The sequence below is a fragment of the Ruegeria sp. N11 genome, assembly GCF_056531525.1.
In genome coordinates this window covers 60,106-73,935 of sequence record NZ_JBQFLX010000004.1, presented here as the reverse complement: position 1 = coordinate 73,935, position 13,830 = coordinate 60,106, and the positions used below count along the sequence as shown (strand labels likewise).

The 13,830-nt window shown below is 56.4% G+C and carries 13 protein-coding genes, 1 tRNA gene and 1 pseudogene; 5 read left to right on the top strand and 10 right to left on the bottom strand.

Annotated features, from left to right (window positions below):
• Positions 1-28 precede the first annotated feature (28 nt).
• The 3 genes from ACR0J8_RS05415 to ACR0J8_RS05405 all read right to left on the bottom strand — a co-directional run bounded on the left by ACR0J8_RS05415 (position 29) and on the right by ACR0J8_RS05405 (position 4,300).
• A complete protein-coding gene (locus ACR0J8_RS05415; RefSeq protein ID WP_480889084.1) occupies positions 29-1,426 on the bottom strand; it encodes an FAD-binding oxidoreductase in 1,398 nt (465 codons plus the stop codon).
• 23 nt (positions 1,427-1,449) lie between these two features.
• Positions 1,450-3,231, bottom strand: a complete 1,782-nt coding sequence (gene ggt, locus ACR0J8_RS05410) for a gamma-glutamyltransferase (protein WP_480524150.1) — start codon at positions 3,229-3,231, stop codon at positions 1,450-1,452.
• 82 nt (positions 3,232-3,313) lie between these two features.
• Positions 3,314-4,300: a 2-hydroxyacid dehydrogenase gene (locus ACR0J8_RS05405; protein WP_480524148.1), complete on the bottom strand. Its 987-nt coding sequence runs from the start codon at positions 4,298-4,300 to the stop codon at positions 3,314-3,316.
• 138 nt (positions 4,301-4,438) lie between these two features.
• Here ACR0J8_RS05405 and ACR0J8_RS05400 point away from each other — a divergent pair, with 138 nt between their 5' ends.
• Positions 4,439-4,960, top strand: a complete 522-nt coding sequence (locus ACR0J8_RS05400) for an SH3 domain-containing protein (protein ID WP_480889081.1) — start codon at positions 4,439-4,441, stop codon at positions 4,958-4,960.
• A 15-nt stretch (positions 4,961-4,975) separates the two neighbouring features.
• On the opposite strand, the gene ACR0J8_RS05395 is transcribed toward ACR0J8_RS05400, so the two are convergent.
• Entirely contained in the window at positions 4,976-5,482 is a 507-nt protein-coding gene (locus tag ACR0J8_RS05395; RefSeq protein ID WP_480524145.1) for a ferritin, read from the bottom strand.
• Between the two features lie 252 nt (positions 5,483-5,734).
• On the opposite strand from ACR0J8_RS05395, the gene ACR0J8_RS05390 reads away from it, so the two are divergent.
• Positions 5,735-6,724 carry an NADPH:quinone reductase gene (locus ACR0J8_RS05390; protein ID WP_480889079.1) on the top strand — a complete coding sequence of 330 codons (990 nt, stop codon included), beginning with the start codon at positions 5,735-5,737 and terminating at the stop codon, positions 6,722-6,724.
• An 89-nt stretch (positions 6,725-6,813) separates the two neighbouring features.
• A tRNA-Gln gene (locus ACR0J8_RS05385) sits at positions 6,814-6,888 on the top strand.
• A gap of 172 nt (positions 6,889-7,060) precedes the next feature.
• Here ACR0J8_RS05385 and ACR0J8_RS05380 read toward each other — a convergent pair.
• From ACR0J8_RS05380 to ACR0J8_RS05365, 4 genes are all read right to left on the bottom strand, one after another.
• Complete coding sequence (locus tag ACR0J8_RS05380; protein ID WP_480889077.1) at positions 7,061-8,701, bottom strand: recombinase family protein; 1,641 nt, start codon at positions 8,699-8,701, stop codon at positions 7,061-7,063.
• Entirely contained in the window at positions 8,698-9,108 is a 411-nt protein-coding gene (locus ACR0J8_RS05375) for a DUF2924 domain-containing protein (protein WP_480656003.1), read from the bottom strand. Before ACR0J8_RS05375 ends, ACR0J8_RS05380 begins: the two co-directional genes overlap by 4 nt.
• Positions 9,098-9,364, bottom strand: a complete 267-nt coding sequence (locus tag ACR0J8_RS05370) for a DUF3489 domain-containing protein (RefSeq protein WP_480889075.1) — start codon at positions 9,362-9,364, stop codon at positions 9,098-9,100. The genes ACR0J8_RS05375 and ACR0J8_RS05370 overlap by 11 nt, the downstream gene beginning before the upstream one ends.
• 256 nt (positions 9,365-9,620) lie before the next feature.
• The gene (locus tag ACR0J8_RS05365; RefSeq protein WP_480889073.1) at positions 9,621-10,484 is read right to left on the bottom strand and encodes an alpha/beta fold hydrolase; all 864 of its coding nucleotides are present in this window, start codon (positions 10,482-10,484) and stop codon (positions 9,621-9,623) included.
• Positions 10,485-10,617: 133 nt separating this feature from the next.
• Here ACR0J8_RS05365 and ACR0J8_RS05360 point away from each other — a divergent pair, with 133 nt between their 5' ends.
• The gene (locus ACR0J8_RS05360; protein ID WP_480889072.1) at positions 10,618-11,652 is read left to right on the top strand and encodes an alpha/beta fold hydrolase; all 1,035 of its coding nucleotides are present in this window, start codon (positions 10,618-10,620) and stop codon (positions 11,650-11,652) included.
• A 153-nt stretch (positions 11,653-11,805) separates the two neighbouring features.
• On the opposite strand, the pseudogene ACR0J8_RS05355 reads toward ACR0J8_RS05360, so the two are convergent.
• Both ACR0J8_RS05355 and ACR0J8_RS05350 read right to left on the bottom strand, forming a co-directional pair.
• Positions 11,806-11,915 (bottom strand): annotated as a pseudogene (locus ACR0J8_RS05355) (IS6 family transposase); the annotation flags it as partial.
• A gap of 72 nt (positions 11,916-11,987) precedes the next feature.
• Entirely contained in the window at positions 11,988-12,659 is a 672-nt protein-coding gene (locus ACR0J8_RS05350) for a GntR family transcriptional regulator (protein WP_480889070.1), read from the bottom strand.
• A gap of 117 nt (positions 12,660-12,776) precedes the next feature.
• On the opposite strand from ACR0J8_RS05350, the gene ACR0J8_RS05345 reads away from it, so the two are divergent.
• Positions 12,777-13,775 (top strand): TRAP transporter substrate-binding protein, encoded by a 999-nt coding sequence (locus ACR0J8_RS05345; protein ID WP_170621276.1) that lies wholly within the window; start codon positions 12,777-12,779, stop codon positions 13,773-13,775.
• The last annotated feature ends 55 nt before the right edge of the window (positions 13,776-13,830 follow it).

Below are 13,830 nucleotides of genomic sequence, written 5' to 3'. Positions count from 1 at the left end.
TTGGGAAAAGATGAAGCGGCAGGGCCGCTCACAATATCTTGCCCGGGTTCATGATATTGTCCGGATCCAAAGCAGATTTGATTGCGGCCATGTAATCCAACGCAGGCCCGAGCTCTCGATGAAGGTAGGGTCGCTTGCCTTGCCCGATGCCATGTTCACCCGTGCAAGTTCCGTCCATAGAGATGGCCAGATCATTCAGCCAGCCGACGAATTGTTCAGCATTGGACACCTCGGCTGCATTGTCCATGTCGATCAACAACAGAGTGTGGAAGTTGCCGTCCCCGACATGCCCTACCATCGGCGCGACCAGGCCCAACTCGGCCGCTTTGGCCTGCGTGGCAGTCACACATTCGGAGAGACGCGAGATCGGGACGCAGACATCGGTCGAAATACCACTTGTGCCGGGTCGTAACTGCAGACACGCCCAGTACATGTCGTGGCGGGCCTGCCAAAGCCTGTTACGTTCTTCCGTGGTCGAGGTTGCGGCGAAATCGGTACCGCCAAACTCATCCGCGATGTGTCCGAAGGTTTCGGCCTGTTCGATGGCACCGGATTCGGACCCGTGAAACTCGAGCAGCAAGAGCGGTGTTTCAGGGAGAGCCAGGCCGGAATAGGCATTGGCCGCCTTGACCGACAACTCATCCAGCAATTCGATCCTGGCCACGGGGATGCCGTATTGGATGGTCATCATGACGGCCTGACAGGCCGCATCGACGGAGGGAAAGGAACACCGGGCTGAACTGATCGCCTCGGGGATGCCCTGAAGGCGCAGCGTCAGTTCGGTGATGATGCCCAAGGTGCCCTCGGCCCCGATCAGCAGCCGGGTCAGGTCATATCCGGCCGAGGACTTTTTGGCCCTGTGGCCGGTACGAATGATCCGCCCATCCGGCATCACGGCCTCGAGGCTGAGTATATTGTCCTTCATCGTGCCGTAGCGGACGGCATTTGTGCCTGACGCGCGGGTCGCAGCCATCCCGCCCAGCGAGGCATTCGCCCCCGGGTCGATGGGAAAAAACAGGCCCTGATCCCGCAGATACGTATTCAGATCCTCACGCGTGACACCGGGTTGCACAAGACAGTCCAGATCACCGGCATTGACGGCCAGTATCTTGTTCATCTGGCTCAGATCAACACAAACCCCACCTGCGGGCGCGTTCACGTGCCCTTCCAGCGAAGTGCCGGTTCCAAATGCAATCACCGGCACTTTGTGAAGCGCACAGGTGCTGACGATATCCGAGACTTCTGCGGTTGAGTGTGGAAAGACCACCGCGTCCGGCGGCTGGTTTTCTATCCAGGTCGTTGTATGCCCATGCCGATCGCGGATGGCATCACCCGTTTGCAGCCGGTCCCCGAATGTCTGTTTCAGGATACCGATTGCGGTTGCAATCCCGTCCTCATTCCGGGGCAAAGCGTTTGCCTGCACCATGGTCTTTCCTTTCTGTCGCCCGGTTATTCACCCAGCGCGATACCTTCACGACGCGGGTCTGCGCCACCGATCAGCACCTCTCCGATTTCGATAGCATGCAGGCCCGAGGTCAGATCCCGGGCATTCACTTCGAAACCCAGCTCGGTCAGGGCATCCAGGAAACCTTCTGCACCGGTGCCCAACTCGACATCATAGGTCCCAAAACGGTTGACCAGATGCGGCAAGGACACTGCCTGCTGCACATCCATGCCCCAATCGGCCCAGGCGATGATCGATTTGGCGACATACCCGATGATGCGGCTGCCGCCAGGCGAGCCTATGGCCAGCACCGGAGCACCGTCCTGCATGACGATGGTCGGGCTCATCGACGAGCGGGGGCGTTTGCCGGGTTCAAGCCGGTTGGCAATCGGGACGCCGTCCTTGTGCGTTCGGAACGAGAAATCCGTCAGTTCATTGTTCAGCAGGAAGCCGTTTGTCATCAGCCGTGAGCCAAAGCCGTTTTCGATCGTTGTCGTCATCGACAGCACATTTCCATACCGGTCAACGATCGAGATATGCGACGTCGACGGCAGCTCCAGAGAAACATCATCCGCCAGGTTCAGGGCGTGGTCGAACTCGGGCTTGCCGGGTGTTGCCTCGGTCAGGGTACCTTCCTGGTTCAGCAGCGAACCGCGCTGGGAAAGATAGTCCGGGTCCACCAGACCGGCGGTCGGCACCGGGACGAAATCGCTGTCAGCCATGTAGCGACCGCGATCGGCAAATGCCAGTCTCGAGGCGTCACCGATCAATCGCCACGCTTCGGGGTTTTCCGGCCCGAGGCCAGCCAGATCGTAGCCGTCCAGCATTCCCAGAATTTGCCCGACCGTCAGGGCACCTGATGATGGCGGGCCCATGCCGCAGACCTCATAGGCCCGGTAGGCCGCGCAAACCGGCGCGCGCTCGACCACCTGATAGAGCGCGAGGTCGACCCCGGACAACACACCCGGATTGCCCGGCGCCGAGCGGACTGTGTTCACGATGCCCGCAGCAATATCGCCACCGTAAAACCCGGCTGAGCCTTCACTTGCCAAAGTGCGAAGCGTTTCGGCATATGCCGGATTTGTCAGCCGCTGCCCCTGTTCCAAAGGTGCCCCACCGGGCAGGAAATATTCGGCCGTAGCAGGAAAACGCGCCAGCCTCTCGGCGTCGTTCGCGACCAAAGCCGCCAATCGAGGCGACACCAGAAATCCGTCATCGGCCAGCGCGATGCCGTCCTTGAACAACGAGGGCCATGAGCTGCGCCCCCAGCGCCGATGCGCTTCTTCGAGCAAGGCAGGCGTACCGGGCGTTCCCACAGAAAGGCCACTGACAACGGCATCGAAGAACTTCAGCGGCTCTCCGTTTTCGTCCTGAAACAGCGTGGGTCTTGCCGCGAGCGGTGCAGTTTCACGCCCGTCCAGAGTGGTCAGCTGACCGCTGGCCGCATCGTACCAGACCAGAAAGGCGCCACCGCCCAGACCTGACGATTGCGGCTCGACCAATCCCAGGACGACCTGAACGGCAACCATCGCGTCCGCCGCCGTGCCCCCGTCGCGCAGCACCCGCGCGCCCGCCTCGACCGCAAGCGGGTTGGCGGCGGCCACCATCCAGTCTTGCGCTTCAACCGGGGCCCCGGCCATCTTCGCTTCAAGCGCTGCGATCACCTCAGCGGTCAGCGCCTGCGCCTCACCTTCGGTCGCCGCCTCGGGCGACACCGCGTCCGCAGTTTCCTGAGCGAATACCGAAGTGGTCGAGACAGCCACAGACAGAAGCAGTCCTGAAATCATTCCACCTTTCATAGTGTCCTCTCAATCTAATAATGATGAAATACACGATCGCCCCGGCCTTTCCGACCGGGGCGTCATTTTGTCAAAGCATTGATGGCACCACCTGATCCGGTGGCCGATGCCCGTCCTCGAAGGTTTTGATATTGATGATGACCTTCTCGCCCATCTCAATGCGCCCCTCCAGCGTGGCGGACCCCATGTGCGGCAACAGGACAACATTGGGCAGTTGCCTCAGGCGCGGATTGACGTCGGTTCCATGTTCGTAGACATCCAACCCTGCCCCCGCGATTTCGCCTGACCGGATCATGCGGGTCAGCGCATTTTCATCGACCACTTCACCGCGCGACGTGTTCACAAGAACGGCCGACGGTTTCATCAGTTTCAGACGACGTGCGTTCATCAGATGAAAACTTGACGGGGTCGACGGGCAGTTGACCGAGATGACATCCATCCGCGACACCATCTGGTCCAGGCTCTCCCAATAGGTCGCTTCAAGTTCTTCTTCGGTCTCGGGGCGCAGCCTGCGGCGGTTGTGGTAATGCACCTGCATTCCGAACGCGGCGGCACGGCGCGCGACAGCCTGACCGATCCGGCCCATGCCGAGGATGCCAAGCCGGCGACCGCCGATCCGCCCTCCAAGGAATGCCGTGGGCGCCCATCCCGTCCAATCGCCCTTTTGCATGATCGCCAGCCCCTCGGGGATACGGCGTGTGACGGCCAATATCAGCGCCATTGTCATATCCGCGGTATCATCGGTCAGAACACCGGGGGTGTTCGAGACCAGTATCCCACGCTGCCGCGCCGTCGCGACATCGATATTATCGACGCCGGCGCCATAATTTGCGATCAGCCGCAGGTTTTCACCCGCCTGCCCCAGCAGTCCGCCGTCAATGGTATCCGTGACCGTCGGGACAAGGACATCCGCCTCTTTCACGGCCGCGACAAGCTCGTCGCGGGTCATGGGTGTATCATCGTCCCGCAGGCGCACATCAAACAGCTCGCTCAATCGGGTTTCCACTGCCTCTGGCAACCGTCGCGTAACGACAACACTCAGACGTTCTCTTGGCACTTTCGCCCTCCCACTGCTTTGCAAACGTGCGCGCGCCATGTCATCGTGGCGCAGGATAAGGCGGGGCACAAGAACCCCACGGCCATTGAGTCGACCTTTTTTCGAAACCCGTTGAACAGGTATAAGAGCAGGCATTCGGTGAGTGGTTTTCTATCGGTAAAACGCCCGGTTCTGGCGGTCCTGTCTGTATTTCTGATCGTGTTCGGCACATTGGCGGCCAGCGCGCAGGACAAACGCGGCCCCGTCACCAACCTGCCGTTGCCACGTTATGTGTCGATGAAAGCCGCAGAAGGGAATGTACGCCGCGGGCCATCGCTGACCCATCGAATCGATTGGGTGTTCAAGCGGCGCGGGATGCCGTTGCAGATCACTGCCGAATACGGAAACTGGCGCAAGGTTCAGGATCGCGACGGCGCCGGAGGTTGGGTCCACTACGCCCTGTTGTCAGGCGTACGGACCGTTCTGATCGAAAGCGACATGCTGCCGGTCTATTCCAGTCCCGACTCCGGCTCACAGGTCAGCGCTCATTTCGAAGCGGGCGTCGTGGCCCGCCTTGGAACCTGCACGGTTGACTGGTGCCGCGTCTCGGCCGGTGGCTATCGCGGCTGGACGCTGAAAGGTAACCTGTGGGGCGTTGATCCTGCAGAAATCCGGGAATAGCCCTTTCGCCGACGTCTATTCCGGGTCGCCAACGCCGCGAGCGCCAAGCTCCTGATCCAGCATCAAAAGGTGCCAGCGATCACCGTTGGCGGCCTTTGCCTTGTCCAACACCTGACCTATCAGATCCTCTTCCTCGATCTGTTCGTCCAGAAACCAGTTCAACATGTTCTGGGTGCTGAACTCCCTGACTTCCTGCGCCAGTTCGAACAACGCATTGATTTGACCTGTTACAGTCTTCTCCTGCGCCAGCGCCGCTTCCAACACATCAACCGGCGAGCCAAAATCCACCTGGGGTTTGGCAATCCCGTCAATCTCTATCCGCCCCCCGCGCTTGGCCAGAAACTCGAAGATACGCATTGCGTGTGCGTTTTCCTCTGCCGACTGGCTTTTGAACCACTGTGCAAAGCCTGGCAGATCCTGGGATTCGAAATAAGCGGCCATCGCAAGATAAGAATACGAGGCGTGAAGCTCATTGTTGATCTGACGGTTCAGGGCGTCTGAAACTTTGGAATTCAATTGCATTTCTGAGCCTCCTTGGCACGTGTCTTGCGGATGTCCGACAGCTAATCCCTGAAATCCCCATTTTCAATGCGATTTCCATTTTTTATTAGTTATTTCATTACCTTAATTAACACTTTGTGCAACTGAAATTCAATTGCAACTGGCCTGCGGCAAAACAAGGAAGCCACCGTACCTGTCGCTCCCAATCCTTTACTGGGGCTGGCAATTCACGCCGTCCCGGCTACTGTTGCGACAAAACAAGAAGGGAAGACCATGAAAGCCGTGACTTATAGCGCCTTTGGTTCCGCAGGCGACGTTCTGAAAGTACAGGATGTGCCCTCAACCGCTCCGGGTGTCGGAGAAGTCACAGTCGACCTGGCGTTTTCAGGCGTCAATCCTTCTGATGTCAAAGCCCGCGCCGGAAGCAGACCCGGCGTGACCAAGCCGCCGTTCCCGGTGATCATCCCGCACAGCGACGGGTCCGGTGTTATCGCAGCGGTTGGCGAGGGAGTCCCAACCTCAAGGATTGGTAAACGCGTCTGGCTCTGGAACGGCCAGTGGCAGCGGCCGTTCGGCACAGCCGCCACTGAGATCACGCTGCCGGCCGAGCAAGCCGTGCCGCTGCCCGATTCCGTGTCTTTCGAAACCGGAGCCGTACTGGGCATTCCGGGCCTGACAGCATGCCACGCCGTATTCTCCGGCGGAGACATCGCAGGGCAAAGCCTGCTGGTTCACGGCGGCGCTGGCACGGTCGGCCATCTGGCCGTTCAACTGGCAAAGTGGGGCGGCGCCCATGTCATCGCCACGTCCGGTCCAGGCAGTTTCGAAAGGGTTTTGCAGGCCGGAGCAGATGCGGTTCTGGACTACAATGCCCCAGACCTCGCGGATCAAATTCTGCAAGCCAACAACGGACGCCCAATCGCCCGAATCGTCGATGTCGAGTTTGGCCGGAACGTCGAGACGAACACGGCAGTCATCGCGGAAAACGGACGGATCAACACTTTTGGGTCCGCCAAGGAAATGCTTCCCGTTCTGCCCTTCTACCCTCTGATGTTCAAAGCGGTCACGCTGGAGACCATCCTGGTTTATCTATTGCCCATGGCCTCCCGTTCTGCTGCAATCGAAAAACTCCATACCGCACTTGAGGCAGGTGCCTTAAATTGCCCAATCCAACAGGTATTTTCTATGGACGAGTGCCCGGCGGCGCACGAATTGGTCGCGACCGGACATCGCGCCGGGGCGGTCTTGATTGAAACAAAATGAAGGCTTGAAAAAATTTCTGGGGCAACCGAGATTTTTGCAGGAAAGCCCTTGAACACCGCCACCAACAATCGTAGACAGCCGCTCACCGTTGGGGTGTAGCCAAGTGGTAAGGCAGCGGTTTTTGGTACCGTGTATCGTAGGTTCGAATCCTACCACCCCAGCCACCCACTCCTCCATATCGAGACCGCGCAAGGTGTGCTCTGATTAGTCACGTGTTATCCGCGGATTAGCGGCGTGGCGCAATTGCGCAGACCGTGGACCGTGCCGGAGCAGCGCCGCAAATCTCTGAAAGTCTGCGTTCGGCATTTTCGCGGTAGCAGGTGTGGATGTGGTGGATCAGAGAGTCGCGAGAAGCGCACGCTGGTCCTGCCAGTCTGATGGCAGGGTTCGCGATTTGCACCAGTCGGACGTAAAGCCGAGGGGCTGTTCGCCTTCCAGTACATTTCGCACGAGATCCGGCGCGAGGAAGGCGAGATCGATCATGTGCTGAACGCGGCGTTTGGAGATATTGCTGGCTTCTGCAATGTCGCCGAAGGTTTCGCCCGCCTTGATCCGCTCCAGCCAGTGATGCGCATGCGCGATGTTTCGGATCAACGTCTCGTCTCTTGCGGCGGTCGTATCAGCGAGAATGATCTTGGTTTCGACACCCCGCTTTCGCACCTGGAACGGCGCTTCGATCCGCAGGGCGTTTGCGTCCAATGCATCAGCGTTGGTATCCAGCATCGCCGCTACGCCTTTGATATCTAGCCTGAGCATAATCTTTCCCGGCGCAATCTCGATGCGTTCTACAATCGGCAAGATGTCTTTGCGCTCCGGCTCTGAGATCAGCTCCGTCAGTTTGCTTCGAACGCGGGCGATCTCACTGGCGTCGGACTGTAGGCAGAGACACCCTGCAAATGTAGGGTTAGCAAGATGGCTACGCGCAAGAGTGCCGATCTGTGCCTCAAGCTGGTCCGCCGGCAAGCGCCAGCCATCGAGGTTCTCCTCGCCGCTGCGCGCGATCAGCCGGTGCGAGACGTAGTAGCGCAAACGGGTGCTCTTCTTCGTTTTAGAATGCGATGGCGTCAGCCGGTCTCCGGTTTCATCAAAGATTTTCCCGCAAAGTAGCGACACGTGGCGCGGCGTCTTTTTCAAGCGTATCCGGGAGGCCATCCCTTGCAGCCTGAGCTGAACCGCATCCCATCGGTCGGGATCGATGATCGGGTCGTGCTGGCCGTCATGCACTTGATCTTTGTGCCGGATGCGCCCGGCATAGACCGGGTTTGTCAAAACGTGATGGATATGCCCGCGGTCGAAAGCGCCGCCGCCGCGCGTCTCACCCGATGACAGTGTCCTTCGCCGGGTGCGCAGTAACAAAGCGTCGGCCTTTTCCTTCACCTGCCGGATCGTCCCGTGTTGTTCGTAAAGCGCGTAGAGCGTCCGGATCGTCTCGGCCTCAGGTTCATTAATCTTCAGCGTCCGGCCATCCGGATCGTACCCCATCGGCACCTGCCCGCCCATCCAGAGCCCCCGACGCTTTGAGGCAGCAATCTTGTCCCGGATCCTCTCCGCTGTCACTTCGCGCTCGAACTGGGCGAAGCTGAGCAGCATGTTCAGTGTCAGACGTCCCATGCTGGTCGCGGTATTGAACGACTGCGTGACCGAGACGAAGGAGGCACCGGTGGCATCCAGGATATCGACGATCTTCGCGAAGTCCGCCAGCGACCGTGTCAGACGATCGATCTTGTAAACGACGATCTGGTCGATTTTTCCATCGCCTATATCCGCTAAAAGCTGCTGCAAAGCAGGGCGGTCCAGTGATCCACCAGACAACCCACCATCATCATATTGGTCCGGTACCAGCACCCAGCCTTCATGTTTCTGGCTGGCCAGATAGGAGGCACAGGCCTCCCGCTGGGCATGGAGCGAGTTGAACTCCTGCTCCAACCCGTCTTCCGAGCTTTTGCGGGTGTAGATGGCGCAGCGGATCTTCTTCATCTGCTGCTTCCTGACCTGCTGGTGAGGCCGAAGAACCGTGGGCCTGACCATGTCGTGCCAGTGATATGCTTTGCAATCGCGGAGAGCGACGGCCAGTCCTTGCCATCCATTCGATAGCCGCCTTCGGTCACCTCGACCTGGTAGGTTCGGCCGTTCCATTCCCGCACGAGGTGCGCGCCGGACCGAAGGTCGCCGCATGTGGTGACGGCAATCGGCTTGCCTTCTGCGATTTGTCGCAGCTTGCGCCGTGTCGCCGCCGGCAGACCGCCCGAAGAGCGGCACTGCGCGTCATAAGCTACTGCCTTGCGCAGGAACGCCACCGACAAATACGGCGGTGGAGGAGACCCAAAAGCCTCCTCCCACGCGGCAATCGCCAGCGGTCGATCCGGATCCGGCTTACCGGGCATCAGACTTTTCGGCTGTTGAAGTCGCACCAGTTTGGGCGGGCATCGCCAAGATCCGATAGCGCTTGGGCTTGCCCTCATCTGGCTTCGCGCCCAAAACCTCGTAGCCCGCCTTGCGCAGCCCAGTCAGCGCCGCCCGCGTCGTGTGCATCTGCCAGTCGAGTTTTTCGCTGATCGTGGCAACATCTGCCCCGGCCTTGCGGCTGAGCATCTGAATGAGCAGCGCTTTCTTGGTTTTGGGTTTCGGCGATCGTGTCATTTGGCCTTCTCCTTTTGGTTCACGCAGGCTGAAAGTGACCCTGCTACCGAGGAGAGCCCGGAGACCCGGGCGGAAAATGGCGCGGCGCAACATTGGATACGTCGCAACATGGACAGTACCGCTCTGTTTGGCTCACAAGTCCAGTGGAAGAATGACCGCTTAACGCAGAAAAGCCGTCATCTGATAAAAATAGTCAGATGACCGAGTCGAGCCCAAAGTGGCCGGTCGTTTGTCCTAAATTCCCAGTGTCCCTGGCTCACGATCTACTGATCTGCTTGATTTCCATTGAAGCCATGTAGCGGCGTTCCACAGTTCCAATATGTGACAGCACCTCCATCTCGAAACTTTCCTTGAAGGTAAAGGGCCCCAAATGGCCGGCACCCTTTAGAACCTTTAAATCAACGAGCTTACCTTGGGTTGCCAGAATTTCTGCGATGCGCTTCGTGTGCGCATGAGTCTGCGATCCGAGCATGATCGTAGAGGGAATTCCCTCAGGAAAAATGTTTTCTGGATCAGGTTCATTCAAAAGCGCATCGAAATCGCTAGGGGCTTTGTAAACCCAATCAATCATTGCGCATCTGCGTTCACGACTTAGGGCCTGCCAAGCGCCAAGTCCTCCCCAAAAATCGGTAAAAACCTGTGCACTGAACTCTTCGCATCCCTCTTCTATGCCGGTTTGTATTGCGTTTGTGAGGCTTACAATCTCGGAATACAATGTACCGTCAGTCGCACCTCCTGCTTTCAGTAGACTGAATAAAGTTGGTTCATAGAGGCAAAGTGATTGAACAAGGTCGGGTCGAGCTCTGGCAATGTGCAACGCCAGCGCTCCACCATAGGAGTGCCCAATCAAGTGAGCGGGCCTCCCAAGCTTCTCAATCTCGGTGATGATCGAAGCAGCTTCCCGTTCCAACGTGAATGGCCCGTCCGGGATTTTACAATCCCGAGACCCGGTTCCTATTAAGTCGGGCGCTATTGTTCTGGTTTCATCGCTCATCCGTGCAAATAGAGTGCGCCACTGGCTTCCGTCAGCACCAGAACAATGTAGCCCCACGCAGGGAGCGGGCGATATTTGGGACCAGGACGGTGAAGACTGTAGAGATGCGTCAAATTGTTTATTCATGTGATGACCTCCGATCTGAATTTCACAATGGTGTCATTCATCCGGCCTTCAACCTATCGGGCACATGTCCCAGCTAGACCCAAAACGACGGGAAATTGATGGGACATTTGCCCCAAATTGACTAAAAAAAGACATGCGAACCGTTAGATACACTTCCTCAGGCGATGGTACATCGCTGGCCTGGAGCAAATCCGGAAACGGCCTGCCCATGGTAAAGGCAGCCAATTGGCTGACGCATCTCAGTTATGATCTCGACAGTCCAATTTGGTCTCATTGGATCGAAATGTTGGAAAGTCAATTCACCCTTGTTCGCTATGATGAGCGAGGCTGCGGATTATCTGACAAGCGAGTTGAGAACCTAGGTATTGATTACTGGGTTGATGATCTCGAATCTGTAATCGACGCCGCTGAAATAGATGGACCGTTTTATCTACTGGGTGTTTCTCAGGGTTCAGCGACTTCTATCGCGTATTCACTCATGTATCCCGACAGGGTCGCTGGGATGATACTTGTTGGCGGCTATGCAAGGGGCAGTAACCACCGTGGACCGGTTGCCGCCAAAAACTATAAGACAGTAATCGATGTATTTCGCTTGGGTTGGGAGAATGACAACCCAGCGTTCCAAGATGTATTTACATCAAGATTTCTTCCTGGCGCGGCAGTCGAACAGCGCTCATGGTTCACAGATCTTTGCCAAAAGACCGTTTTGCCTGAGACAGGGGCCGACTTGCTTATGGCGCGCGCTGACGTAAATGTTGAGAGCCTTCTGCCAAAGGTTTCAGTTCCAACACTGGTGATCCATTCAAGGGACGATCAGGTTATTCCGTTTGAAGAAGGGCAACGTCTCGCTCAGAAAATTCCCGGAGCGACAATGTCTGCTTTGGAGGGGAAAAATCACATTATCCAACGCGATGAACCTGCTTGGCGCGATTTTTCCACGAGTTTGCTTGAATTTACATCTTCCGGTCAAACAACAGACTTTAAAGATTTGACAAAGCGCGAGCAGGACGTGCTGAGACTTATCTGCCGGGCGATGAGTAGTAAAGAAATTGCTAACAGTCTCCAAATGAGTGAGAAAACCGTTCGAAACCACACAAGTAAAATCTACGCCAAACTTGAACTGCAAAACAGACAGCATGCAATTCGCACGTATGGGCATCTGTTCTGATTAGAGCATGATACTGCAAACCTATTTATCTGATCTAACGTGGCAATAGTAGCTCTGTCCTCATTGCAGAAATTGGTCGTAATTAACTGAATGTCCGCATCGAGCCCGAAGTGGTCGGTCAAATGACGTAAGGGCATCCACCTGGTCATCTTTCAGAGCTTTCACATTCCGAAGCGATAGTGGGAAACGGATGTACAGCATTACAGCAAGGCGGATGATCTCGGGACTGGGTCTAAAGTATTTGAAAAAGAAGGTTTGGTCATGGACAAAAGCTACGCAACCGCTCTGCCCCGCTCAAGCAAAGTTAATCTGACAAGACCCAGATGGCAGGACGCCTATGCTTGCTTCAGACCAACCAAATCGGAATAAGATCGCTCACCGCGAGTAATTTGCCGTTTGAGCGTGTTCACTGCTGCTTTTACTTTACCCTCGCCGAGTAGCGATGTGATCGCCTGATGTTCCTTAAATGATTTTGTCGTTCGATCGGAACGCTTGGACAGATGCGTCCGCATAGTTTGGACGATATCACTGACTTTTTGATATCCATCCCGCAGGTAACTGTTTCCGCAGGACCTGAAAAACGCGTCGTGAAACTCGGCGTCAAGTTCCAAGTACTGCTCGAATTCATCCGCTTCCTGCGCTTCTGACATCTTCGAAACAATTGTAGCCAGCTCATTGATCAGAACCGACGGCTTCTTTTCAAGCGCCTGCTCCAAAGCTGCAGATTCTAGGATGAGCCTATACTGACAAAGCTGCACTACGTCCTCTTGAGAAAGAGAGAATACAAAGGCTCCTCGATGAGGAAATATCTGAACGAGCCCCTGAAGATTCAAAGCCGACAGCGCTTCGCGAATCGGAGTTTTGCTGATGCCCATGGCATTTGACAGCTTCACTTCCGGCAACGATTCACCCAATTGAAACGTGCCATTGATAATGCCTTTTCGTATGTGCTCTTCAGCAGTTTTACTCAACGAATCCGGTCGCTTAATCTGCAAAATCTCGGTCATTTTCACTTTGTCCTATTTCGTCTCTCTAACACAATAGCACATGTGAGCTTGATTTCTATATTATATCTGATATCTCAGATAATAGATCGAAAATAACTAAATCCATGGGAGGATACCTTGTTCAAGAAATCAACATTGGCGCTTGGCGTCGTCATGTCAGCCGGGCTTGCTTTTGCAGCATCCGCTGAAACAGTCATTAAGGTTGGGCATGGCGCAGCAGAAGCGTTTCATATGCATCGCGCGCTACTGAAATTTGAAGAACTGGTCGAAGCTGGCTCGAATGGTGAGATCGACGTACAGATATTCCCTTCATCGCAGATGGGCCCTGATCGCGAGATGATCGAAGGTGTTCAAACCGGCGTTCTGGAAATGGCAATTCCTCCTTCCTCTTTCTTCGCGGGCTGGGATCCGGCTTTTGCAGTAATTGAACTGCCCTACATGTATTCCTCCAAAGACATCGCCTTTGATGTTCTTGATGGTGATGCTGGTGATGGCATGCTTGCACGGGTCGAAAACCAGGGATTGGTAGGTCTTGGCTGGCTTGAATTGGGTGTACGCAATGTGACCAACAATGTCCGTCCGGTTGCAACCCCTGCAGACCTCGAGGGTGTCAAACTGCGTACCATGAAGGTTCCGGCGCATGTGGCGACATTCGAAACGCTCGGGGCCAACCCGACGCCAATGAACTTTGGTGAGGTCTATTCTGCTCTCCAGCAAGGCGTGATCGACGGCCAGGAAAACCCACTGGCGATCATTACCTCACAGCGTTTCTACGAGGTGCAGAAATACCTTTCGACCACGGGCCATGTCTTTGCGGTCTATATGCCAGTCATCTCCAAACCGTTCTTTGACTCGCTGTCCGCAGAGCATCAGCAACTGGTGCGGGACTCGATGGCTGCCGCACGTAACTATCAGGCCGAGTTGGTCGCCAGCGAAGATGCAGCACAGCTGGAACAAATCCGGGCCGCTGGTGTCGAGGTTCTGGAACTGACAGCAGAGCAGCGACAGGCCTTTGCCGACAAAACCGAAAGCGTCCGTCTGCAGTATCGCGACGAGGTTGGCGCCGAAGCCTATGACGACTGGGTAGCAGCGGTTTCCGCAGCGAGCGGAAGCTGACCCTCGGACTACTCAGCCAATACGGGCACCCGTGCAATGAAGGTTCGGGTGCCCC